This window comes from Halioglobus sp. HI00S01, from assembly GCF_001635445.1.
Lineage (GTDB): Bacteria > Pseudomonadota > Gammaproteobacteria > Pseudomonadales > Halieaceae > Halioglobus > Halioglobus japonicus.
On the sequence record NZ_LWEE01000110.1, the window covers coordinates 384348 to 408007 of the forward strand.

The following is a 23660-nucleotide window of genomic DNA, read 5'->3' on the forward strand; positions in this document are numbered from 1 at the left end:
TGGTTCCTCAGTCTGTATTGCCCAGCGCGCCGTCGCGCCGGTAGTTACGGATTTCTCCGCTCTTCACCTTGGCCATGAATTCACTCACCTCCCGCTTCACCTCCGGGGCAAACAGGTACAGGCCCAGAATATTCGGCACGGAAATCAGGAAGACCATGGCGTCGGCAAAGTCCAGCACCGCGCTCAACTGAATCATGCAGCCAATGGCAAGGAATGAGCAGAAGATCAGTTTGAAGATATTCTCACTGAGAGGGTGCTCGCCGAACAAATAAGTCCATGCCTTCAGGCCGTAGTACGACCAGGCCACTGCCGTAGAAAAGGCAAACAATAACGCCGCCACGGCCAGCGGATAAGGCGCCCAGTCGATATGGTGCTCAAACGCCGCCGAGGTCAGGGCAATACCTTCCAGCCCCTGGTCCATCAAGCCCGCCGGATAGGCCGTCACCACAATCACCAGAGAACTCAGCGTACAGATCACGACGGTATCGATGAAGGGCTCGAGCAACGACACCAGCCCTTCTGAGGCCGGGTGATCAGTCTGCACCGCGGAGTGGGCGATGGAGGCAGATCCCAGTCCCGCTTCGTTTGAAAACAGCGCGCGCTGAAAACCAACAATCATGGCGCCAATCATGCCGCCAGTGGCACTCTCCAGGGTGAACGCACTACTGACGATCAGGCTCACCGCTGCAGGCAAGTGCTCGATACTCATCAGGATAATCACCAGCGCAGAGCACATATAGAGCACAGCCATAAACGGTACGATCCTGCCCGCCACTGCGGCGATCGAACGGATACCGCCAATAATGACGGCGCCCACCGACAGGGCAATCGCCAACCCGAACAACCAACCCTTGTCAGCGAAAAAGCTCGCTTCACCACCGGTGATGTTTACAAACTGTACGTAAGCCTGGTTGGACTGGAACATATTGCCGATCCCCAGGCAGCCAATCACCAGTGACAGGGCATAGAATCTGCCCAGCCCCTTGCCCATACCCGGACGACCGCGGCTGCTCAGCCAGTGTTCCAGGTAATACATGGGGCCACCGGACACCGATCCATCCGGATTGTGCTTGCGGTATTTTACCCCGAGAGTGCACTCCACCAACTTGGTCGACATGGACAGCAGGCCCGCCACGATTAACCAGAAGGCAGCGCCGGGGCCGCCGATAACAATGGCCACCGCGACGCCGCCGATATTACCCACACCCACGGTACCGGACACCGCCGTCGCGACGGCCTGGAAATGGGAAATTTCGCCGCGGGCTTTGGGGTCGTGGTAATCGCCCCTGACCAGGCGCAGCGCAAGCCCAAAGCCGCGGACATTGATAAAGCCCATATACAGGGTGAAGAATGTCGCCGCCACCGCCAGCCACAACACAATCCAGGGAATTTCGACGCCAAACACATCGACTCTGGCAAACACAAAGGCTGACAACAGCGCTGCGGCTGGCGCCATGACGGATTCAACTGCAGTGTCGATACCCGCCATTGCCGAAGGGGACACAGCCCCCATGAAAGCCGCGACGACCGCGGCGGTACTACGCTGTTTGTCAGTCATCCAATTCACTGTCCTCTGGAAAATTTTTCGCCAAAAAAGTCACCCTCATGCCAGCGAGGTGGTTTCATATCTTTTGCAATTTCGAGGCCAATACGCACGTTGGCGCGCGCAAAGCGCAGCGCCGACGGCCAGTCCACCGGGCGTGAGAGGTCGTCGCTGGGCCGGTGGTAGTGGGTTTTCAAATGCCCCTGAAACAAGGCGCCACCATTAATGTCTGGGTCGGTAGAGGTAAACCCCGGAACCAGGAATACCGCGGGCACGCCCTGGCGAACAAAGGAGTATTGGTCGCTGCGGATAAAAAGCACTTCTTCGGGAATGGGGTCAGGGGTCAACGCAAACCCTTCGGCCTCAACCGCACGTGCAATAGGTACATCCAGAGTGGAGTGCTGGGCACCAAAGGCGATGATGTCGGCCAGTGGATAGAGCAGCAAAGGCATGTCCAGGTTGATATTGGCGATCATTCCCTCGGCGCGCACCGTTGGGTACTGGGCAAAATAATCCGACCCCAATAGCCCGCGCTCTTCGCCTGTTACCGCGACCAGCAAAATGGATCGCGCCGGTGCCCGCGGCATCGCCTTGAACGCACGGGCCGCCTCAATCATCAGCGCGACACCCATGGCATTGTCGTAAAAGCCGTTATAGATAGCGTCACCATCGACAGGTGTGCCAACCCCAATATGATCGAGGTGCGCGGTATAGACGATATACTCGTCGGCCAGCTCAGGATCAGAGCCGCGAATCACACCCACCACATTGGGGCTGGTTATATCAGTGTGCTCGCTCTTCTGGGTCAGCGTCATTTCCACACCCAGTGGCTGGGACGCCGGCCGGCCCGCTTCTGCGGCATCAAGTGCCTGTTCAAAGCTGATCGGCGACGGTGCAAAAATATCCGGGGCCACAGCCTCATTCACCAGGGCGCTACCTTCCAACTGATGATGGTGGTCGGCCACCTCGCCCTGCAAATTCTTCCAGGACATGCCGGCGGTCACACCGGCATTCAGTGTCACCACGTCCCAACTCCGGCGCTGCTGATCACTACGTGAGCGCATGTAGATGTAGCCCACTGCGCCACGCTCTACCATGAGGTCGCGTTTGGTGCGCCCGGAGGAATAATAGGCCCGCTCATTGTGCGGAAAACTGGCGGGGGCACCGCCGAAAATAGCCACGATCTTGCCTTTGACATCGACTCCGTCGTAATCGGAATAACCCAGCTCAGGCGCGTGCACGCCGAAGCCTGCGTAGACCACTTCCGCACGCACGGTAGTTTCGTCGCGCACCTGATCACCGCCCATCGTAAAATCGTCTTTCCATCGCAGCCCGGCATCGCCACGATCGGTATGTACGGTGATAGAAGCGCCGTCGACATCAATTTGTCGGCGCAGTAGGGGCACATCCTGAAACCAGCCACCAAACAACCCGGCGGGTTCCACACCCACGGCAGCCAGTTGCTCGGCCACGTACTTGGCCGCGGCATCATAGCCGGGCTCACCACTCATACGCCCCTGGAGCTCGTCGCTTGCCAGGTAGTTCAGGTGCTTTTCGAGGTTGCCACGCTCAATCGAGTCCAAAGCCTTGGTAATGCTGGCTTCTTCCGCGGCAGCTTCGATAGGTTCAGCCCATTCAGCAGCGGCGACGGGTAGCGCCAACAGGCACAGCAGTGCCACTGAGTATCGAATGGTCATAGTGCTTGATCCTTGTAGAGTCTTATTATTCTCCGACGCTCCGCATCGACCTCAAGCAGTCTAGCAAAGTCTGGCACTGGACAGGGCAGCCAGATGCAGGAATGTCGACTAGCGCTCAAACACGGTTAATCCGCCGACGACCGTACGCAACACCTGAATATCTGCAATCGCCGCGGGATCTGTCAGAGGATCGCCATCGAGGACGACCAGATCAGCGTATTTACCCGGCTCTATCGAACCCAGTTCATCATCACGGAATATCTGGTAGGCCGCGTTAATCGTGATAGCGCGCAATGCCTCCATCGCGGGAATACGCTGCCCTTCACCGATCACTTCGCCGCCGGTGGAAATACGATTCACCGTCGCCCAGAGCATTCGCATAGGCTCCATCGGCACCACCGGCGAATCCAGATGCGTGGAGAACATGAGGTCACGTTCCAGAGCTGACTGGCTTGGGCTCATGCGCCGGGCGCGCTCGGGCCCCATGAAAATATCACGGTGACGATCACCCCAGTAGTAGGTATGTGCAGAAAAAAAACTGGGTGTAATGCCCAGGCGTTTCATCTCATCCAACTGGTCATCCCGCGCCATTTGCGAGTGAATCAGAATAAGGCGCGGGTCAGCGACAGGATTGGCCTGCTGGGCTAGATCAAAGGCGTGGATGACGTCATCAATCGCCGCATCACCATTAGCGTGAATAGCCATCTGCATACCCGTAGCATGCACCCGGCCAACAATCTCTACCAGCTCCTCACGTGGAAAGATCGGATAGCCACGATAGTCTGCATCGCCACGGAAAGGCGTGTGGTAGGGGTCAGCGAGATAACCGGTAAAGCCCTGGATACTGCCGTCCGAAACGATCTTCATGGTCTGTCCGCGAAAGTACGGCGTATCGTAGGGCGTTAAATCGAACTCACCCGAGAGCACGTCTTCGCCCAGGAGTTTCCAGAACGGCCACACTTCCAGCCGGAAGGGCACCAACCCCAGCTTGCTCGCCCAGGCCAGGCCCTGATACATGGGCCCCATTGCACCGCCGCTCTGGCCCGTGGTCACGCCCTGACTCACATAGTCGTGCACCGCGGTATTAAACATGGCAATGAGGTTGCCCGGAGTCATGGTGTCAGCGGCCGTGCCCACCTGGATTTCCTGGGCCACCGTCTCTTCCAGCAGACCCGTGGGCTCGCCACTGGCGGGGTCCTTCACAATCACCCCACCTTCGGGGTTCGGGGTACTGGCATCAATAGCCGACATTTCCAAAGCCAGGCTGTTGGCCACCCCCATATGACCCGACACATGCGTGATGAAGATGGGGTGCTCCGTCGACACCGCGTCCAGTTCCTGCCTGGTGGGATGGCGTTTCTCAGCCAACAGGGTGTCGTCATAACCCATGGCGGACACCCACTTGCCCGGTGCTGTCTGATCAACAAAGGGCTGCAGCGCCGCCTGTATATCGGCGATCTCCTCTATCGCGCCAATCGGCGGACTGTTCAGATCCGCCATAATGGCGCGCGCCCCGGTGCCGGGAAAATGACCGTGAGCATCGATAATCCCCGGCATCATGACCTTGCCACCGAGATCAATCACCTGGGCGCCATCACGATACGCTGCAATCGCGGCCTCGTCGCCCACCGCGACAATCCGGTCGCGCTCCACGGCAACCGCGCTGACAATGCTGTTGCTGGCATCCATGGTCAGAATCTTGCCGTTGATAAACACCTGTCGCTCCGGCGGCGCGGCGCGGCCCAACATCAGGGCGGCAGTAACACCGAGGATAACCACCACGGCCAACAGCACCAGCAACAACTTCTTCAACAAAACATATTCTCCCGATTAACCACTAAACACCGGCCGCGAGGGCTCAGCCCATCGGATATTTGAGCTCCCGGCTCACGGCATTGATTGCGGCCATGGTTTCCGCGCTGAGCGTGACGTCAGCCGCCGCCAGAATGTCAGGCATCTGATCCATACTGGTCGCTCCTACGATCGTCGACGCGACAAAATCGTGCTGCTTGCTCCAGGCCACCGCCATGGTAACCGGTGACAGGCCTGCATCTGCGGCAATCGCAGTAAATCGCTTGGTAGAGGCTTCGGCGATCGGATTAATAAACCGGGCAGCCATTTTCTTTTGCCGCTCTCCGGCGGTGAGGTAGTTGGTGAAGCGTGCACCTGCCGGGGTCGCCCCGTCATTGTATTTGCCCGACAACACGCCGCCCGCCAAAGGTGAGTAAGGCAACAGGCTCACCTCTTCCTGCCGACACACCTGGGCCAACTCATCTTCAAAGCGCCGCTGGTTGAGGCTGAAATTGTTCTGGATCGTCTCATAGCGAGGCAGACCGTGCTTGTCCGCCGCCCACAGGCTCTTGGTCAGCCCCCAGCTGGTTTCATTGGAGCAACCCAATACCCGCACCTTGCCCGAATCCACCAGCTCCTCGAGGGCTCGCAGGGTTTCTTCATAGTAATAACCATGATCGGGCCAGTGGGTCTGGTAGAGATCTACATAGTCGGTATCGAGACGCCGCAGGCTGCCCTCGATGGCGCGTACAATGTGGTGGCGATCGAGGCCGGTTTTCCCCGAGCGCACCGGCGGTGTAATCCAGCCGTGACCGGGACCCGCCACCTTGGTGGCGAGAATGATGGAATCGCGCGGCTTGGTTTTCAGCCAGCGGCCCACGATCTCCTCCGTCACGCCCATATAGCGTTCCTCAGGAGGGACCGGATACACCTCTGCCGTGTCGTAAAAATCGATGCCGATGTCGTACGCGGCATCCATAATGGCAAATGAGGTTTTCTCATCCGCCTGGTTACCAAAAGTCATGGTTCCCATGCAGATATCGGAGACGACAATGCCACTGCGGCCGAGGCGATTTCTTTCCATTTTTGTGATTCCGTCCAGATTTTCAGGCTGATTAAAATGTAAACAATGAGTACATTTTGCTACTGTCGCGATTCAAAATAGCTTTTAGAAGTGACACATGCAATTTCTCCGTGTTCTAGCCCCGGTATTACTGGGTGCTACCCTCGTCGCCTGTAGCGACAGCTCTGATTCGAGCCGCCCCAGCAGCCCAGCTCAGGTACCCCGGCCAACCCTGGACCTGACCTTCACCACGGCGCCAATCGACCTGCCGAACATCTCTGCCAAGTTTGCCGCCGACGTGCCCTACGGCGATGATGAGCGCAACCTTTTCGATATCTACCTGCCGGAGTGCGATGACCCGACACCCTTGGTCATCTACATCCACGGCGGCGGCTTTACCGGCGGCGACAAATCCAGCGCCCATAACAACTCAGCCGATGACGTACGGGCCTTCCTGCAGGAGTGCGTGGCCTATGCCACCATCAACTACACCCTGCTCACGGTACCCGAAGAGGGCGGTGACATTGTCGCAGCCGCTGAGCAAGGCGGTGTACTCACCTCCCTGCAGGACACAGCCCAGGCGCTGCAATTTATGCGCTACTATTACGAGAGCCTGAACCTGGATGTTGACAATGTCGCACTGTACGGCGTATCCGCCGGTGCCGGCGCCAGCCTGTGGCTGGGCACCCGCGACGACCTTGCGGACCCGGATAACGCGGATGAAATCCTGCGTGAATCAACCCGTGTCAGCGCCGTCGGCGGCCTGGTCACTCAGTCCACCTATGACATTATCGATTGGGGAGATGTGCTCTTGCCGCTCACGGCACCCCTCGAGGACATCCTGGGCAGCACCGACATTCTGACCCTCGTCAACACGCTGGGCCAGACCAACTACCTGCTGACCTTCCTCGGTGTTCCCAGCGTCGAGGCGCTGGAAGACCAGGCCACCCTGGACTACCGCGCAGAAGTGGACATGCTGGAACTCATGGACGCTGGTGATGCGCCCATTTACGTGGAAAACTTCACGACCTCACTGGAAAACCCGGTGGACCTGTTCCTACATCACGCTTTGCATGGCATTGCGATCAAGGAGCGTGCTGACGAAGTGGGCCTGGAAAGCGTGGGCTATTCCCGCGACCCTGCCTGGCCACTGGAAGACCCATCCGGCGAAGAGCTGGTCTCCTTCCTGCTGCGTCACATTCGCTAAGCACCGCGCGGCCTGAAGGCCTGCATCTTCAGGCAGCAATCCAGATCCTTTTCCGGAAAATCCTCACGCTGCGGCAGACGTTCCACGTACTCACAGCTCTTCAGGTGTGCCTCGAATAGCTCGGGTAGAAAGGCCGCCCCCAGATAGGGCGCATTCAGGCACGCGAGTATTTCGGCCCCCGGAGCCAGCATTCGTGCCAGCTGCTGCAGCAGGCGCGCACAATCCTTGTCGGCCTCAAAGCTGCGCTTCTGGCGCGAGGGCGGGTCAGAGATCACCAGATCGTAAGGCCCCAGATCTTCCAGGTTGCGGGTAGAGCGAAAGACATCATGCGGCAAAAACCTGGCTCTCTCAGGCGGCAGCCCATTGAGTGCATGATTGCGTTGCCCGGTGGCCAGCGCGGACTTGGCCATATCGATATTGATCACCTCTGCCGCCCCACACTGCAGCGCTACCACCGAGAACGAGCAGGTATAAGAAAACAGGTTAAGCACGCGCTTTCCCTGGGCACGTTCGCGCAGCCACTGCCGCCCGGGACGTGCGTCGAGGAAAAATCCAATATTCTGGTTAGCCTAGAAATTCAGTTCGTACCGCGCCCACGACGCTGCAGGGATACACATTGCACCCTGCTTTCATGTTCGCCGAAAGCGGCCAACGCCGCAGCAATTGAAGCCACCAGATCATCGTCGACATCACCGTAGACAACGGCCCCCACCACCGGCTCGAACCAGTCCACATTGAGAAAAGACAAGCCCTCATAGCACAGGCCACGGCCGTGAAACAGGCGCGCGACGTCCTCGGGCAAGGGGCCGGTCAGCAAATCCAGTAGCGGGCTTAGCATAGGGTTTCTCGCACCTTCAAAACGCGCAGCATACACCACACACTGACGCCTGGTGCGCCTCATTCGCCGCCGTTCCGAGCAGGGTTAGTACAAATTGCTGTATCCCTTCCGCCCCTTGCGGGACGTACAATCAATGCCACTATTGAGGAGATCACAATGACCAACGAAGCGAACCCCTACGCCGAGGGACAAGCAGCGCAAGGCCGCTACGGTGAAAATGGCTATGAAGTAGTACTGATCGATGAGCCTTCGCCTGGCGTGAGGCGTATCGCCCTCAATCGGCCTGACAAGCGCAACGCGCTGAACCACCAGCTTCGCGGTGAGCTCCTGCATGCACTGGAGGCCGGCGATGCCGACCCGAAAGTGAAAGTGATGATTGTGCGCGGCTCCGGCAAATGTTTCTCAGCTGGCTATGACCTGGGCGGCGGCAACGTCGGCCAGGCCTACCCCTTCCACACCGCGGGCGGCGACAGCCAGTGGCCGCGCCACGTGGTAGAGAGCTGGATGCGCATCTGGGACTTGTCCAAGCCAGTCATTGCCGAAGTTCACGGCTACTGCCTGGCGGGTGGCAGCGAACTGGCCACCGGTTGCGACGTGGTCTATGCGGCCGACGACGCCCAGATTGGCTACCCCGCGGTGCGCTTCGGCGTGCCCGATATGCAGTTTCACCCTTGGCTACTGGGTATGCGCAAGGGCATGGAGATGCTGCTTACCGGCGACTCCGTCAGCGGCACCGAAGCCGTACAGTACGGCTGGGCCACGCGCAGTTTCCCGGCGGAGGAACTCGAGGCCGCCACGCTTGTCCAGGCGGAACGCATCGCCGCCATTCCGGCGGATATCCTCGCCCTCAACAAACGCGCCGTGCACCGCCAGATGGAAGCCATGGGCCTGCGTGCCGGCCTGCGTCAGGGCACCGAGATCTGTACGCTGGCAACCCACCAGCAGAGCTTCAAGGATTTCATAGCCGCCACCCAGGGCGGAGGCAAGCTCACCGAAGCGCTGTCACAGCGCGACGGTGAATTCGGGGATTATCGCGAGGATAAAGGGGACTAACCCTGCCCCGAAGGGCAGGGGTCTGGAAGGGGATTACTGCCCGGGACGGGCACCTGCACCTTGCTGCTGCATGGCGCGCATGTGCATCATTTGCTGCATCTGATCAATCATCTTATCGATGCTGAAGCTCGCCGTGGGCTGACGCGGCGGATATTCGCGGAAGGTCATCAGCCACTTGCCGACTTCCTGCTGCGCCGGCACAAACAGCCACAGCTGATCACCGAAGAAGCGCGTATACAGGCCGGAGTCCAGCGAGGTTTCATAGGGGTCTGAACGCAGGTGAACCATCCGCGGGAAGTTCAGTGCCTCACGCTGACCCGCCCAGCCCTGCATGGACCAGCCGAAGTGAATCTTCCAGTCATTCCAGCGCATGGCATTAAAGTTGGCGTTGTCGTCAAAGTAGTACAGCGTGGTGCGCTTACCGGGGCCTTTGCCCGTCAACAGTTCCGTCTGGTCGTAACCGTCCAGATGCACGCGGTAGGTCATATCACCCGCGCGGTGGCCCTTGAGCAGTTTCTCTTTCACACCGGGCTCACCCGCCGCACTCAAGAGTGTGGGCATCCAGTCCAGATGCGAGAAGATGTCGTTGATCACCGTGCCGGGCTCTACCACCCCAGGCCAGCGAATCATGGCGGGAACGCGGAAGCCACCCTCCCAGGTCGAGCCTTTTTCACCACGAAACGGCTCGACGCCGGCATCCGGGTAGGTGCTGGTCTGCGAGCCATTGTCGGTGGAGTAAACCACAATCGTGTTGTCGGCGATGCCGAGCTCGTCGATTTTGTCCAGCAGCAGGCCCACGTGGTAATCGTGCTCCATCAGGCCATCGGCATACAAACCGTAACCGGATGCGCCATCCCACTTGGGCGCCAGGCGGGTCCACACGTGCATGCGGGTCGCGTTAAACCAAACAAAGAACGGCTTGTCGTCTCTGTGGGCCTTGTCGATAAACTTGAGCGCTGCGTCGGTGAATTCCTGATCCACCATTTCCATGCGCTTGCGGGTCAGCGGGCCAGTGTCTTCGATCTTGCCGTCCGCATAAGAGCGAATTACACCGCGAGGTGCGAAGCGCTTATGGAAGGCAGGATCTTTCGGGTAGAAATATGTTTCCGGCTCTTCCTCGGCATTGAGGTGGTAGAGGTTACCGAAGAACTCATCGAAGCCATGATTGGTCGGCAGGAACTCGTCCTTGTCGCCCAGATGATTCTTACCGAACTGGCCCGTCACATAACCATGGGGCTTGAGCAGCTCGGCAATAGTGGGATCTTCCGCCTGCAGGCCGATATCAGCGCCAGGCATACCGACTTTCAGCAATCCAGTGCGCAGCGGGTGCTGGCCGGTGATGAAGGCAGAGCGGCCCGCGGTACAGCTTTGCTCGCCGTAGTAGTCAGTGAACATCGCACCTTCGTTAGCAATTCGGTCAATGTTGGGCGTGCTGCCACCCAGCATGCCGCGGTGATAGGCACTGAGGTTGGACCAGCCAATATCGTCGCCCCAGATCACCAGGATGTTGGGCTTGTCTGCGGCCTGACTAACCGCAACGCCAAAGGACACTGCCAGTGTTGCGGCCACCGCGCAGGCCCGGCGTAAGGTGTGTAATAGGTTCTTCATTGTGATTACCTGTGATTGCGTGGCCCTATCAGAGCGACCTGGCGATCAGCTCTTTCATAATTTCGTTGGTGCCGCCATAGATTTTCTGCACCCGACTGTCAGCGTACATTCGTGCGATGGGATATTCCCACATATAGCCGTAACCTCCGTGTAATTGCAGGCACTCGTCTACAATGTCGCACTGCTTCTGGGTACACCACCACTTGGCCATTGACGCCTCTTCCGCGCTGAGCTCGCCATTAATGTGCTTGGCAATGCACTGATCGACGAAACTGCGGGCAATAGTGGCTTCGGTTTTGCACTCCGCCAACTTGAAGCGCGTGTTCTGGAAGTCGAACACACTTTTGCCAAACGCCGCTCGGTCACGGGTGTATTCCACGGTGGTCTCAACGGCCATTTCGGCGATCGTCGCACCGGCACAGGCAATACTTAGTCGCTCCTGAGGCAGCTGCATCATTAACTGAATAAAGCCCTGGCCCTCAGTGTCGCCCAACAGATTGGCGGTGGGCACACGGACGTCATTGAAAAACAATTCAGATGTATCGGCATCTTTCAAACCCACTTTATCCAGGTTGCGGCCTCGCGCGAAGCCGTCGAGCCCCTCGGTCTCCACCACGATCAGCGACGTGCCCTTGGCGCCTGCGGCGGGGTCGGTTTTAGCCACAACAATAATAAGCTCGGCGTGCTGGCCGTTGCTGATAAAGGTCTTGGCGCCATTGATAATATACTCGTCACCCTCGCGCACTGCTGTGGTTTTTACACCCTGCAAATCGGACCCTGCGCCCGGCTCCGTCATGGCAATGGCACCCACGAGCTCTCCGGCGGCCATAGCCGGCAGCCACTTCTGCTTCTGGTCTTCGGTGCCGTAGTTGAGAATGTAGTGCGCCACAATCTGACTGTGGACCGTGTTGCCGCCACCCACGGACGCCGCCGCTCCTCCGCGTATCATGGCGTCGTAAATAACGGCCTCGTGGGTGTAGTCACCGCCAGCACCACCGTATTCCACCGGAATACTGGCGCACAGCAGCCCGGCAGCGCCGGTGGTACGCCAGGCATCGCGATCGCACATACCCTGGGCTTCCCAGCGCTCGCGATTCGGCCCCAGCTCCTGCTCGGTAAATTTGAGCGCACTGTCGTGCAGCATGCGCAGCTCCTCGGTCATCCAAATCGAGGTCAAGATCGTCATCAGTCCGTTCCTTAAACAGCTATCTTGTCCAATATAGTCTCCAGCTCCGCCCGGGATACCCAGTGTGGCACCGGGTACTGCCGGCACTCCGCCATGCTGTCATTGGCCACTGCGGGAATATCGGAGGTGGGAAAAGATTCCAGGCGGGTCGCAAGACCCAATTGCGCCAGCAGGTCGCGAGTCGCCTGTACGAAGGCGCTGGCGCGCTCATGATCAGTCTGACTGGACCTGCCCACACCGATGACGGCGGCAAGCTCCGCCAGCGCCTCGGGGCTGTGTTTAACATAGCAGTCGAGCACATGGGGCAGCACAATCGCGTTAGCCACACCGTGGGGTGTGCCATACAAGCCGCCGAACTGATGGGCAATCGCATGTACCATGCCCACACTGGCGTGATTAATCGCCTGGCCGGCATAGTAGGAGGCCAGCGATACCGCTTCGCGCGACTGCACATCCTGGCCGTTACGATAGACCCGGGGCAAATGGTCAAACAGCAGACGGGTCGCAGTGCCGGACAGGCGCCGAACTTCATCGTTCGACCAGCGGCCAATATAGGTTTCGATGGCGTGCGTCAGGGCGTCGGCGCCAGTGGCAGCCGTCACACCCTGCGGCATACCGGTGAGTAGCAGCGGGTCGAGCGCTACGCCCAGTGGGATTAATTTCATGTCCGCCAGAAAGCCCTTGCGATGGGTTTCTGCATCGGAGATGACTGCGGCAAAAGTGGCCTCGGAACCCGTGCCAGAGGTTGTAGGAATGGCATACAACGGCGCCAGCGCCTGGCGGATCTTGAGAATACCCACCAGCGACTGCACCGGACCATTGGTCGCGCTGGCGGCAATACCCTTGGCAGCATCAATGGACGAGCCTCCACCTAAAGCCAGGATCGAGTCGCAGCGCTGAGTGCGATAGTAGGCAAGCCCCTCCTCGACGATTGCTGTGGTCGGGTCAGGCAGCACGCCGCAATAAACAAACAGCTCTCCGCCCGCCTCTTCAACCGACTTACGGATATTTTCTGCCATACCGAGGTCTACCAGAATCTGGTCAGTTACCAGCAGGATACGCTGGTGCCCCATGGCCACCATGTGACGCGCCAGCTGTCCTGAGCTGCCGGCGCCGGCAAACAACGTCTGGGTGGGAACACTGAGAAACTTTTGCACAACGCCGAGCAGGCCAACTATGCATTTGTGCAACAGCCAGTTGATGAATCGCATCCGTGGGGGTCTCCGATATTTCGCTGATCAGCGCGTATTCTCGGACAGCTGTCGACAGGTTTTAATGGCTTGAAACACGCACTTTTATAGCCCAAACTGTCAATCTCGCCGAAACGCGCTAAGCGTCTGTTTTATAAGGCTTTAACTGAATGGAAATATCGACAGTACCCGCTGTATTTGTCCGCGCACTGCTGCACGGCGCCACCTTGAAGGGCTGTGACATCGAGGCTGCGCTGGAGCAATTGGACATCTCAAGGGAGGTGGTTGACGGCGCACGGGCGCGCATTCCGGCCGTCCAGTATTCAGCCCTGGTCGATCTGATTTCCGCCGAGCTCAACGATGAATACTGTGGACTGGTGGAACAACCCTCCAGGCCGGGCACATTCGCACTGATTTGCTACGCCTGTATTCACGCGCCTACGCTGGGCGCCTTTATCGAGCGCGCCACGCCCTTCCATTCGGTCACTACGGATTGCAGTGTGACATCAGTAGAGGTCGTCGACGGCATTGCCCACTATGTGTTTGCCCCTCTGGGCGACGATTCCGAACCACAGCGGCTGCTGGTCCTGTCCTTCCTGGCGATTATCCATCGCCTGGCGAGCTGGCTGATCGGTCAGAACATTCCGCTTGAGAGTGCCAGTTTTGCACACCCGAGGCCGGAGCACGCTGCGGCATACAACCTGCTGTACCGTGCGCCGATTCATTTCAGCCGCAACCGCAACTGCATTAGCTTCAGTGCCAATTATCTCGATGCTCCCATCGTCCGCAGCGAGGCCGATCTTGAAGCGTTCCTGAAAATTCCCGGCGCTCAACTCATGGCGAGCCCGGATGAGCGCAACAGCCACGTGGCCAAGGTCACTCAACTGATCAAGCCCAGCGTCGCTGATGAATTTCCCGACTTCGAATGGGTGGCGTCCCAGCTACACTCCACCACCGGCACACTGCGCCGACGGCTGCGCGAGGAAGGCACCTCGTATCAACAGCTCAAGGACGACCTGCGCAGGGATACCGCGATTTACAACCTTAACCGAGGTGTCATGAGCATTGAGGAGGTGGCCGAGAGCATTGGTTTCTCTGAGCCGACCTCGTTCTTCCGCGCGTTCAAGCGCTGGACAGGCGTGACGCCGCGGGCGTATACGGCCCGCGAGAAAAAATCTTAGGACTTACTGGTGAATACCGCCACCCTTGCCTGCATATCGCTACAGGCGCCGGGGCTGTTGGTGTATTCGTAATCCAGACCTTCATGCAGGCGCAAGCCGTCAGTCGCTTCAATGATGCTCTTGCACACCTGATGGCTATGGCGTGAATTCTTCGCCACAGCCAACGCATAGTCACGCGTTTGCGAGGCTAGTTCGCCGGTTGCAAACACCCGATCGACCAACCCGATCCGCAGCGCCTCCTCGGCGCCAACGCGTCGGGCACTGAACATCATGTCTTTGGCACGGGCGGCGCCAACGCGGCGCGGCAGGCGCTGCGTCATTCCCCATACCGGGCTAAGCCCCCACTGACTGTGGGTATCTGCCAGCACTGTGGCCTCATCGACAAAGATCAGGTCGCAGGCCAGCGCAAGCTCGAGAGCGCCCGTGAAACAGTATTTATGCACCTGGGCAATGGTCGGCACTGACAAGCTGGCCAGCGCCTCCAGAACCGTTGCCTCGTACTGAGAGTGTTCCGTCTCTCCCCCCGATTCGATATCGCGCAAATCGTGCCCAGAAGAAAAGGCCTTTCCTTCTCCACACAGAATGACACAGGCCACATCATCGCGCTTACCCAGATCGGCAATCGCGATCTCCAGCTCCCGGAACAACGCATGGTTCAGCGCATTCATGGACTCCGGACGATTAAGCGTCAATGTCGCGATGCCGCTCTCTATCCCTACCTTCAAATTTTCACTCATTATCTTTTACCGTTTTTTATAGTTGGTATTGGCGCGCGGCCAGATCGCGCATGATTTCTTCTGAGCCGCCGCCGATGGCATTGACCCGCACTTCACGGTAAATACGCTCAACCCTGTTGCCGCGCATGTAACCAATGCCACCCAGAATCTGCATGGCCTCGCGGGCACAGAATTCCATGGTCTGGCTACACTGAACCTTGAGCAGGGCAATATCTCCAAACACCGCGCGGCCCGCGATAATCTCCCGGGTGCAGTGATTAATCATGGCCTGACAAGCGTTGATCTGCTGTTTCATCTCAGCGATTTTATGGCGAATGACCTGGTGATCGGCCAGACGCTTGCCGAAGGTTTTGCGTTCCTGCGCCCAGGCCACAGCCTCTTCCAGGCACACCCGCGCACTCGCCTCCATCATGACACACATACCCATGCGCTCACCGTTGAAGTTATTCGCGATTACGATAAAGCCATGCCCTTCTTCTGCCAGCAGATTAACCGCGGGAACTTTGACATTGTCGAAGTAAATAGTGGCCGTGTCTGAACACCACCAGCCCTGCTTCTTATCCAGCGGCGTGCGGCTCACGCCCTCGGCATCGGCAGGAATGACAAGCACCGACACGCCACCCATACCGTTTCCACCGGTGCGAACCCCGGTTGTGAACCAGTTGGCGCCCATACCACCAGAGATAAAGGTCTTGCTGCCATTGACGATGTAGTAATCACCTTCGCGACGCGCTGTCGTTTGCAGGTTCGCAACGTCCGAGCCTCCCGAGGGCTCAGTAATTGCCAAGGCAATGCGCTTCTCTCCGGCGAGAATCGGCGGAATGACTTCTGCCTTCAGCGCCTCACTGCCAAAGGCGACGACCGGCGGCAGGCCGATACCGTGGGACAACAATGTACTCGGCAGACCACCCAGACTGGTCCGCGACAACTCTTCACTCACGATATTGCGGTGCCAGAGATCGATGCCCTCTTCGGTGCCTCCGTATTCAGCCGGGTAACCGAGGCCCAACAGGCCAAACGCTGCCGCCTTGCCCCACAGCTCAGCTGGCAGGAAGCCCTGTTCGTCCCAGGTATCCACATTGGGCACAATCTCCTTATCAATAAAGCGGCGCAACTGCTCGCGCCATGCATCGTGCTCCTCATTCAGATCCGGGTTGTGCATGCGTGCGCTATCGAAATCCAGCGACATCTTGTTCTCCATGAAAGGCGGCGTGACCGCCGCAAGTTCTCTGACACTTTCATGGTCAACCCACACCGGTCTATGAACAATATCTGCAGCAACCAAAAAGCCTGCCCGTGGCAATCAAAATGTCGCCGTGCGCCGCCGTTAGCTTGACAGTTTGCGTACACAAACGCAGATTCGTTGCCTGCCAATATTCGATGCGAGAACCAAGCCATGCCGTCAAATCCAAATGCACCCGTCATTGTTGCCTACGCTCAGCACACGTGGCCCGAACCAGATGCCGAGCGCACCCCTCTGAACGCCCTGGAGTCGATTAGCCGGCAGGTACTGGCCAATGCCAACTGCGATGTTCTGGCGGACAGTGTGGATGCCATCGCCACGGTGCGTTTCATCATGGATACCGACCCCAACCTCGCGCCACTACTTCCCCGCAACCCGGGTCGGGTCATCGCCGAACGCGTCGGCCTGGATAACCCCCAGTGTTTTCAAACCGGCATAGGCGGCAACACACCCCAGTTTCTCGTCAACCACTTTGCCAATCGCCTTGCGCAAGGCGAGTTCAAGGCAGTCCTGGTTAACGGTGCGGAATTTATTCACAATTTTTTCAGTGCCATGCGCAGCGGCGCAGACATTAGCAGCTGGATGGGTGAGCCCTGCGAGGCGCCGACGATGGTTGGCCCCGAAGACAAGGATGGACTGAACAGCAGCGAGCAGGCTCACGGTCTGTACGAACCGATTAACACCTACCCGCTGTTTGAGTCCGCGCTGCGGCACAGCAACAACGGCCAGTCACTATCTGCCGAATTGTGCGCGAGCATGGCCGCTGTAGCGGCCGACAACCCGTACGCCTGGCGTCAGGAAGGCCTCAGTGCCGACGCGATTGCCACGCCCGACAAGGGCAACCGCTATATAGGCTATCCCTATACCAAAGCTATGAATGCACTGCTGGCGGTAGACATGGCAGCCGCCATTATCATGACCACCGCAGGACACGCTGCTGAACTGGGCATTCCCGAATCACAGTGCATCTACCTGTGCAGCGGCACAGATATCAACGAGGTATGGCATGTCAGTGAGCGACCGGACCTAAAACGCGCCCCGGCCATTGGCAAGGCGGTGAACGCCAGTCTCGCCGCGGCAGACATGACGCTTGAAGACATCGACCACTTTGATCTCTACAGCTGTTTTCCCTGCGCCGTAGAGATCGCTTGCAACGAGATTGGCCTTGATCCTCTGGATAACCGCGGCGTTACCGTGACCGGCGGGCTACCTTTCTTCGGCGGACCGGGCAATAACTACTCTCTGCACGCCATTGCCCAGATGGCAGATCAATTGGGCAAGACTGGCGGCAACGGCCTGGTCACAGCCAATGGCCTGTACCTGACCAAACATTCAGTGGGCATCTATTCCAGCGAGCCACCCACCCAGCCCTGGCAACCTATTGATGCGGAAAGCCTGCAGGCTGAGGTGGACGAGAGCCCTCGCTGCTCGCTGGCGGCCAACCCCGAGGGGACCGCTACCGTAGAGGCCTATACCGTCGCTTACGACAAAACAGGCCCCCAACGCGGGTTCATCGTTGCTACCAACCCTAGCGGCGAAAGAATCCTGGCGAATGTCGAAGCGAATAGCAGCACCCTGGCCCGGATGCTGGAGGGTGACATTATCGGCAAAGCCGGACAAGTCACCGCGACGGAGGCCGGTAACGAGTTCGCGCTCTGAGGAGCCAGTTTATTTGATCGCCCGGGCCACTCCCCGCGCTGCAGGCCATGCCTAATATGAACACCCTAATCACAATCCGGGGAAGCTACAGCCATGACCAGCGTTTTGCCAGAGATCCAGCGGGGACCACTACAAGCCTTTTACGCTCGCGAGCGGGAGAACGCCGACGACATCTGCTTCGTGCAACCCGGCCCCGAGGGTGAGGTCGAGTCGCTGACCTGGCGTGACGTGGGCCAGCAGGCCAGGCGGATTGCCAGCTACCTGCAGGCTCAAGAGCTAGCCCCGGGCAGCCGCGTGGCACTCATGTCCAGCAACTGCTGCCATTGGATTATTGCCGACCTGGCGATCTGGATGGCGGGCCACATCTCTGTGCCGCTCTACCCGATTCTCGCCGCAGATACTGTTCGCAAGGTGCTTGAACACAGCGAAGCTGAGATCATGTTCGTGGGCAAACTGCAGGACTGGGAGACCATTCGCGCCGGCATCCCGGAACAGGTGTCTCTGATCAGCCTGCCACTGGCTTCGACTGAGATTGCAGAAGGGACGACTCGCTGGGGCGACATCCTGCGCGAACAGTTACCAATGCCCGGCGAACCGTCTCAACCACTGGAAGCACTCGCAACGATTATTTACACCTCCGGCACCACAGGCATGCCCAAAGGCGTGATGCACTCATTCGCAAACCTGGCGACAGTGGGCCAACTGACCGGAGATCTGTACGACACCCGCGAACAAGACCGCATGCTTTCCTATCTGCCCCTGGCCCACGTGGCCGAGCGCGCCGCAGTAGAAATCAATCAGTTATACAACGGTTTCCGGGTTTACTTCACCCATTCACTGGACACGTTTGCCGACGACCTGCGCCGGGCTCGACCCACCCTATTTTTCGCCGTACCGAGAATCTGGAGCAAGCTGCAGCAGCGGGTGCTGGAACAGGTCCCGGAGAAAAAACTTGAACGGCTTCTGCGGTTACCGATTGTCGCCGGCATTATTCGCCGCAAACTTACCGGTGCACTGGGCATGGACAAGCTACGCATCGCCATCAGCGGCGCTGCTCCTCTGTCCACATCGCTGATGCGCTGGTACAGCAATCTCGGCATCGACATTCTCGAGGGCTACGCGATGAGCGAGAACTTCGCTTACTCGCACTCCACCCAGTCGGGCCAGGCCCGTATCGGCTATGTGGGCAATGCCAACCCCCATGTGATTTGCAAACTCTCTGCCGAGGGCGAAATTCTGGTGAAGTCGCCGACCAATATGCTCGGCTATTACAAAGAACCCGAGCTCAGCGCTCAAACCATCGACAGCGAAGGCTACCTTCACACTGGCGACAAGGGCGAAATCAGTGCCGACGGACACCTGAAAATCACCGGTCGTATCAAGGATATTTTCAAAACCAGCAAGGGCAAGTACGTCGCCCCTGCGCCAATAGAAGACAAGTTGCAGCGGCACACCGCCCTGGAGCTTGTGTGTGTCACGGGCGCCAACCTGCCACAGCCTATTGCGCTGGTAACTTTGGCCGAGGATGCCAGCCATGATCATGCGACGCTGCAACGTGAGCTGGAATCGCTACTGGCAGAAACTAACGCCTCTTTGGACAAACACGAAAACCTGTCACAAATCATCGTGTTTCCAACGCCCTGGACGGTGGAGAGCAACATCGTGACACCGACCTTGAAGATCAAGCGCCCCGAGGTCGATAAGGCCTACATGCCCCGGGTGCCCTATTGGCAATCACAGCCACAACGCGTGATTTTCGCCGACCACTAAAACAGATTCGCAACGCAAGGAAATAACAATGAGCGTCATGCCCTGAACTATCTCACGAACGAGCCTCGCCTCTGCGCTCGCCGCCACCTTGGGTTTCGACTCTCTCTCTTAGGACACGCTGGTATCTGTCTAGCGACTCATGTTGGACGAAGTTATCGTCACCACCCCACAATAGTTTGGGGACGCCGGCGCACTCAGCGTGGTCAGTCACGGCTAGGAAATCTAGCGGCGTCTCCAGCTTCACCTTAGCACGCGTATCGTCGGCGATCACCGCCACGCCCCCGGCAAAACGATAGGCAGTATCCGACGTGACTGTGGTGTTCTTGTTCATATAGGCGCCGGGGGAGAGATTGGTATGCAGGTGGGTGTCGCCCCACAGCAGGACTTTGTCGTCGGCCAGGGCAGAGGCGGCCACGGCGGTAGCCAGAATACGCTTGCGAATACTTTGGGTGCGCACAATCACTTCCTCTTGATTGAACCAGAGGACGGGTGGTACTCAAAAGATAGCTAAAGTTCATGAAATTGCGCGGATAAAGAGGCGGTTATAGATACGAGCCGATGCGCTGATGGCATGACATTCAAGGCAAAAAAAAGCCCCGGCGAATGCCGGGGCTTTTGGTATTGGTAGGACTACCCAGATTCGAACTGGGGACCTCTACCATGTCAAGGTAGCGCTCTAACCAACTGAGCTATAGTCCTGAAGAGGGCGGGCATTATAAGCATCTCGCCCGCAGAGCTCAACACCCAATATCAGGCGGCAAAGAGGGGGGAAAATTGCGCGACTGGGAAGGCATTTCGGCAGCGATTTCGGCGGCCACAGGGCCGCCATTTGTCGCCAGACACAGCCGGGCTGTGGGGGGCGGCTGTATCAACGAGGCGGCTTGTCTTGAAGGTGACGGGGCCCGCTACTTTGTGAAGTTTAACCAGCACGACAGGCTACCCATGTTTGAGGCTGAGGCAGCCGGGCTGGCAGCATTGTCGGATAGCGGCACCATCCGGGCACCCCGCCCTGTCGCCACCGGGGTCGACGGCAAACACGCGTGGCTGGCCATGGAGTACATAGAACTCGGGCCAATCTCACCACAGTCCAGCGCTGCCTTGGGCCGGCAACTTGCGGCCATGCATCGCTGTTCTGCCACCTTCTTCGGCTGGAGCCGAGACAACACCATTGGAGCCACTCCACAACTGAATATGCAAACCGATAGCTGGATCGAGTTCTACCGCGAGCAGCGCCTCCACTACCAATTGCGGCTCGCCCAGGAAAACGGTGCCCCGGCTCGACTCTACGACAACGGCCAGCGCCTGATGGAGGTATTATCGGTCTTCTTCGGCAGCTATAACCCGGTGCCATCGCTACTGCACGGCGATCTCTGGGGAGGCAACGTCGCCGCCGATCAATCGGGACGGCCCGTCCTATTTGACCCTGCTATCTATTACGGCGACCGGGAAACAGATCTCGCCATGACCGAGCTGTTTGGCGGCTTTGATGATCGCTTTTACCAGTCCTACCGCGATACCTGGGACATTGATCCGGGTTACAGCACGCGTAAAGTCTTATACAACCTTTACCACGTGCTCAATCACTACAACCTGTTTAGCGGCGCCTACGCCGGGCAGGCCGAGGACATGGTAGCGAGACTACTGGCGCACATTTAAGGACAAGCTGTCGTGAAAGTGTCCGGCATGCTGGGATCTGACCTGGCCATGGCCCCTCTTGCCGCTGCGGAACTGGAAAACCGCGGCTACGACGCGCTGTTCACTGCCGAAATCAACAACGACCCATTCCTGCCATTACTGATGGCAGCTGAGCACAGTCAGGCCATCCGCCTGACGACCTCTATCGCAGTTGCCTTTGCCCGTAACCCCATGACCGTTGCGCAGCAGGTCTGGGACATTAACCAGTTCTCAGGTGGTCGCGTCAGTGTGGGACTCGGCTCGCAGATCAAGCCGCACATCACCCGCCGCTTCAGTATGCCGTGGTCGCGCCCGGCTGCGCGCATGGGTGAATTCGTGCGGGCTATGAAGGCCATCTGGCACAGCTGGCAGACCGGCGAGAAGCTCGCCTTCGAGGGCGAGTTCTACAACCACACCCTGATGACGCCCATGTTCACGCCACCCAACAACGGCTGCGAGGCGCCGCGGGTCAATGTGGCTGCAGTGGGTCCGCTGATGACAGAGACTGCCGCGGGGGTAGCCGACGGCATGATCGCCCACGGCTTCACCTCCCCAAAATACCTACGCGAGGTCACCCTGCCAGCCGTCGAGCGCGGCCTGGAAACGTCTGGCCGCGAGCGCAGCGACTTTGAGATCAACTGCCCGGCCATGGTGGTCTGCGGCACTGACGAGGCCTCGTTCAAACAGAATTTGCAGGCAGTGAAGGCCCAGCTCGGCTTCTATGCTTCAACACCCGCCTATCGTCCGGTGCTGGAACTGCACGGCTGGGGCGATCTCCAGACAGAGGCTAACGCCCTGACGCGCCAGGGCCGCTGGGACGAACTTGGCAACCTGATCGACGGCGACATTCTGGACAATTTTGCTCTGGTCTGTGAGGACCTGGCGCAAATGCCAACGGCATTCAAGAGCCGCTTCGGCACATTGATCGACAACTGGCAATGCACCTTCGAAAGTGGGGATACTGAAACGCAGCGCCAGTTACTCACTGACATACGCAACACGGAAAACTGAACCCAATGGTTGGGGAGAACCAATGAATATTGAACTCACCGCAGCGCAGAAGGCACTGCAAACGGAAGTTCGCGAGTACATGAAAACTGTCATGACGCCAGAGCTTCTCGAAGAAATGAAAGACGACGATCTCAAGGAAGGCGGCGGACCGGAATTTCGCAAACAATACGCGCGTATGGGGGCTGATGGCTGGATCGGACTGTCATGGCCCAAGGATCTGGGCGGCAAAGAGCTGTCTCACATCGAACAGTACGTATTCACCGACGAAGTGATTCGCTCGGGTTTCGCCTACCCCTTTCTCACCACCGAGGCTGTCGCCCCAGTCCTTGCGAAGAACGCTAACGACGACGTTCGGGAAGAAGTCGTTGGCGGTGTAAAGCGCGGCGAAGTGACTATTGCCATCGGCTACTCAGAGCCAAACGCCGGTACCGATCTCGCCAGCCTGCGCACCAAAGCGGAACGCGATGGCGATGACTGGGTAATCAACGGCCAGAAAATGTGGACCAGCCTGGCCAACTACGCGGACTACGTGTGGCTTGCAGCCCGCACCGACCCGGACCCGGACAAGAAGCACAAGGGCCTGACAATGTTCCTGGTGCCTACCGACACCCCCGGATACTCCTGCACCCCGGTTCGGACCCTCGGCGCGCGTACAAATGCCACTTACTACGAGGACGTGCGCATACCCGACAAATACCGCGTGGGAGAGATCAATGGCGGCTGGAAACTGATCACCAGCCAGCTCAACGTCGAGCGCCTGTCGTTGTTCACGCACGGCCAGGTTCACTCACTCTATGAGAGCGTTGCAGAATGGGCCGCAGAAACCAAGGCGCCCAGCGGCGGCAAGGTGATCGAACAGCCCTGGGTGCAGCACAATCTCGCCCGGGTGAAGGTCGGTCTGGAGGCACTCAAAATCATGTGCTGGAACCAAGCATGGATGATGGACCAGGGCCCGCTCGATATGGCCAAGGCGTCCACGGCCAAGGTCTATGGCAGTGAGTTCTTTGTGGAACTCTATCGCCTCCTGCTGGAGTGCATGGGTGGCGCAGGGAGCATTGCTGCACATTCACCAGGCGCCATTTTGCAAGGCAAACTCGAATTCCGTTGGCGGGTGGGCTCCATCCTCACCTTTGGCGGCGGCACCAATGAAGTACAGCGAGACATTATCGCCATGGCGGGGCTGTGGATGCCCCGCACGCGCTAGGAGAA

The 23660-nt window shown here is 58.6% G+C and carries 20 protein-coding genes and 1 tRNA gene; 8 read left to right on the forward strand and 13 right to left on the reverse strand.

Features of this window, described 5'->3' with window-relative positions; translation table 11 throughout:
- Positions 1–7: 7 nt before the first annotated feature.
- The 4 genes from A3709_RS14585 to A3709_RS14600 all read right to left on the reverse strand — a co-directional run bounded on the left by A3709_RS14585 (position 8) and on the right by A3709_RS14600 (position 6115).
- On the reverse strand, positions 8–1558 hold the full coding sequence (locus tag A3709_RS14585) for a sodium:alanine symporter family protein (RefSeq protein WP_082850125.1): 1551 nt from the start codon (positions 1556–1558) through the stop codon (positions 8–10).
- 5 nt (positions 1559–1563) lie between these two features.
- On the reverse strand, positions 1564–3240 hold the full coding sequence (locus A3709_RS14590) for a M28 family peptidase (RefSeq protein ID WP_066056015.1): 1677 nt from the start codon (positions 3238–3240) through the stop codon (positions 1564–1566).
- Between the two features lie 108 nt (positions 3241–3348).
- Entirely contained in the window at positions 3349–5055 is a 1707-nt protein-coding gene (locus tag A3709_RS14595) for an amidohydrolase (protein WP_231871190.1), read from the reverse strand.
- 43 nt (positions 5056–5098) lie between these two features.
- Positions 5099–6115, reverse strand: coding sequence for an aldo/keto reductase (locus tag A3709_RS14600; protein WP_066056019.1), 1017 nt, complete (start codon positions 6113–6115; stop codon positions 5099–5101).
- Positions 6116–6212: 97 nt separating this feature from the next.
- On the opposite strand from A3709_RS14600, the gene A3709_RS14605 reads away from it, so the two are divergent.
- Complete coding sequence (locus tag A3709_RS14605; RefSeq protein ID WP_066056022.1) at positions 6213–7301, forward strand: carboxylesterase family protein; 1089 nt, start codon at positions 6213–6215, stop codon at positions 7299–7301.
- Here the strand turns inward: A3709_RS14605 and A3709_RS14610 are convergent.
- On the reverse strand, positions 7298–7858 hold the full coding sequence (locus A3709_RS14610) for a class I SAM-dependent methyltransferase (protein WP_082850126.1): 561 nt from the start codon (positions 7856–7858) through the stop codon (positions 7298–7300). The genes A3709_RS14605 and A3709_RS14610 overlap by 4 nt on opposite strands.
- 20 nt (positions 7859–7878) lie before the next feature.
- Positions 7879–8139 carry a class I SAM-dependent methyltransferase gene (locus A3709_RS24845; RefSeq protein WP_197484201.1) on the reverse strand — a complete coding sequence of 87 codons (261 nt, stop codon included), beginning with the start codon at positions 8137–8139 and terminating at the stop codon, positions 7879–7881.
- 156 nt (positions 8140–8295) lie between these two features.
- On the opposite strand from A3709_RS24845, the gene A3709_RS14620 reads away from it, so the two are divergent.
- On the forward strand, positions 8296–9192 hold the full coding sequence (locus A3709_RS14620) for an enoyl-CoA hydratase-related protein (RefSeq protein WP_082850127.1): 897 nt from the start codon (positions 8296–8298) through the stop codon (positions 9190–9192).
- Between the two features lie 33 nt (positions 9193–9225).
- Here the strand turns inward: A3709_RS14620 and A3709_RS14625 are convergent, their stop codons facing one another.
- From A3709_RS14625 to A3709_RS14635, 3 genes are read right to left on the reverse strand one after another with little or no spacing between them, the layout of a single operon-like run.
- The gene (locus tag A3709_RS14625) at positions 9226–10800 is read right to left on the reverse strand and encodes an arylsulfatase (protein WP_066056032.1); all 1575 of its coding nucleotides are present in this window, start codon (positions 10798–10800) and stop codon (positions 9226–9228) included.
- A 28-nt stretch (positions 10801–10828) separates the two neighbouring features.
- Complete coding sequence (locus tag A3709_RS14630) at positions 10829–11986, reverse strand: acyl-CoA dehydrogenase family protein (protein ID WP_066056035.1); 1158 nt, start codon at positions 11984–11986, stop codon at positions 10829–10831.
- An 11-nt stretch (positions 11987–11997) separates the two neighbouring features.
- The gene (locus A3709_RS14635; protein WP_066056037.1) at positions 11998–13197 is read right to left on the reverse strand and encodes an iron-containing alcohol dehydrogenase; all 1200 of its coding nucleotides are present in this window, start codon (positions 13195–13197) and stop codon (positions 11998–12000) included.
- 149 nt (positions 13198–13346) lie between these two features.
- On the opposite strand from A3709_RS14635, the gene A3709_RS14640 reads away from it, so the two are divergent.
- The gene (locus tag A3709_RS14640; protein ID WP_066056040.1) at positions 13347–14357 is read left to right on the forward strand and encodes an AraC family transcriptional regulator; all 1011 of its coding nucleotides are present in this window, start codon (positions 13347–13349) and stop codon (positions 14355–14357) included.
- Here the strand turns inward: A3709_RS14640 and A3709_RS14645 are convergent.
- Together A3709_RS14645 and A3709_RS14650 are read right to left on the reverse strand one after the other, a co-directional pair.
- Entirely contained in the window at positions 14354–15094 is a 741-nt protein-coding gene (locus A3709_RS14645; RefSeq protein ID WP_066056042.1) for an enoyl-CoA hydratase/isomerase family protein, read from the reverse strand. The genes A3709_RS14640 and A3709_RS14645 overlap by 4 nt on opposite strands.
- Before the next feature lie 16 nt (positions 15095–15110).
- Positions 15111–16283 (reverse strand): acyl-CoA dehydrogenase family protein, encoded by a 1173-nt coding sequence (locus A3709_RS14650; RefSeq protein ID WP_066056045.1) that lies wholly within the window; start codon positions 16281–16283, stop codon positions 15111–15113.
- Between the two features lie 207 nt (positions 16284–16490).
- Between A3709_RS14650 and A3709_RS14655 the strand changes: the two genes are divergently transcribed.
- The gene (locus tag A3709_RS14655; protein ID WP_066056049.1) at positions 16491–17996 is read left to right on the forward strand and encodes a hypothetical protein; all 1506 of its coding nucleotides are present in this window, start codon (positions 16491–16493) and stop codon (positions 17994–17996) included.
- A 93-nt stretch (positions 17997–18089) separates the two neighbouring features.
- Positions 18090–19766: an AMP-binding protein gene (locus tag A3709_RS14660; RefSeq protein ID WP_156507771.1), complete on the forward strand. Its 1677-nt coding sequence runs from the start codon at positions 18090–18092 to the stop codon at positions 19764–19766.
- 52 nt (positions 19767–19818) lie between these two features.
- On the opposite strand, the gene A3709_RS14665 is transcribed toward A3709_RS14660, so the two are convergent.
- Both A3709_RS14665 and A3709_RS14670 read right to left on the reverse strand, forming a co-directional pair.
- A complete protein-coding gene (locus A3709_RS14665; RefSeq protein ID WP_066056051.1) occupies positions 19819–20223 on the reverse strand; it encodes a DUF3604 domain-containing protein in 405 nt (134 codons plus the stop codon).
- Positions 20224–20388: 165 nt separating this feature from the next.
- Positions 20389–20465 (reverse strand) — tRNA-Val (locus tag A3709_RS14670).
- A gap of 75 nt (positions 20466–20540) precedes the next feature.
- Between A3709_RS14670 and A3709_RS14675 the strand changes: the two genes are divergently transcribed.
- The 3 genes from A3709_RS14675 to A3709_RS14685 are packed head-to-tail and all read left to right on the forward strand — an operon-like array spanning position 20541 to position 23655.
- Positions 20541–21422, forward strand: coding sequence for a fructosamine kinase family protein (locus A3709_RS14675; protein WP_066056054.1), 882 nt, complete (start codon positions 20541–20543; stop codon positions 21420–21422).
- Between the two features lie 12 nt (positions 21423–21434).
- The gene (locus A3709_RS14680) at positions 21435–22451 is read left to right on the forward strand and encodes a TIGR03617 family F420-dependent LLM class oxidoreductase (protein WP_197484202.1); all 1017 of its coding nucleotides are present in this window, start codon (positions 21435–21437) and stop codon (positions 22449–22451) included.
- 22 nt (positions 22452–22473) lie between these two features.
- A complete protein-coding gene (locus tag A3709_RS14685) occupies positions 22474–23655 on the forward strand; it encodes an acyl-CoA dehydrogenase family protein (protein ID WP_066056058.1) in 1182 nt (393 codons plus the stop codon).
- Positions 23656–23660 lie beyond the last annotated feature (5 nt).

Excerpts from the sequence above, each read along its gene's own strand:
- A3709_RS14650 (WP_066056045.1), bottom strand. The coding sequence starts at position 16,283 with ATGTCGCTGGATTTCGATAGCGCACGCATGCACAACCCGGATCTGAAT.
- A3709_RS24845 (WP_197484201.1), bottom strand. The coding sequence starts at position 8,139 with ATGCTAAGCCCGCTACTGGATTTGCTGACCGGCCCCTTGCCCGAGGAC.
- A3709_RS14590 (WP_066056015.1), bottom strand. The coding sequence starts at position 3,240 with ATGACCATTCGATACTCAGTGGCACTGCTGTGCCTGTTGGCGCTACCC.
- A3709_RS14625 (WP_066056032.1), bottom strand. The coding sequence starts at position 10,800 with ATGAAGAACCTATTACACACCTTACGCCGGGCCTGCGCGGTGGCCGCA.
- A3709_RS14600 (WP_066056019.1), bottom strand. The coding sequence starts at position 6,115 with ATGGAAAGAAATCGCCTCGGCCGCAGTGGCATTGTCGTCTCCGATATC.
- A3709_RS14630 (WP_066056035.1), bottom strand. The coding sequence starts at position 11,986 with ATGACGATCTTGACCTCGATTTGGATGACCGAGGAGCTGCGCATGCTG.
- A3709_RS14640 (WP_066056040.1), top strand. The coding sequence starts at position 13,347 with ATGGAAATATCGACAGTACCCGCTGTATTTGTCCGCGCACTGCTGCAC.
- A3709_RS14685 (WP_066056058.1), top strand. The coding sequence starts at position 22,474 with ATGAATATTGAACTCACCGCAGCGCAGAAGGCACTGCAAACGGAAGTT.
- A3709_RS14620 (WP_082850127.1), top strand. The coding sequence starts at position 8,296 with ATGACCAACGAAGCGAACCCCTACGCCGAGGGACAAGCAGCGCAAGGC.
- A3709_RS14605 (WP_066056022.1), top strand. The coding sequence starts at position 6,213 with ATGCAATTTCTCCGTGTTCTAGCCCCGGTATTACTGGGTGCTACCCTC.
- A3709_RS14655 (WP_066056049.1), top strand. The coding sequence starts at position 16,491 with ATGCCGTCAAATCCAAATGCACCCGTCATTGTTGCCTACGCTCAGCAC.
- A3709_RS14660 (WP_156507771.1), top strand. The coding sequence starts at position 18,090 with ATGACCAGCGTTTTGCCAGAGATCCAGCGGGGACCACTACAAGCCTTT.
- A3709_RS14585 (WP_082850125.1), bottom strand. The coding sequence starts at position 1,558 with ATGACTGACAAACAGCGTAGTACCGCCGCGGTCGTCGCGGCTTTCATG.
- A3709_RS14635 (WP_066056037.1), bottom strand. The coding sequence starts at position 13,197 with ATGCGATTCATCAACTGGCTGTTGCACAAATGCATAGTTGGCCTGCTC.
- A3709_RS14645 (WP_066056042.1), bottom strand. The coding sequence starts at position 15,094 with ATGAGTGAAAATTTGAAGGTAGGGATAGAGAGCGGCATCGCGACATTG.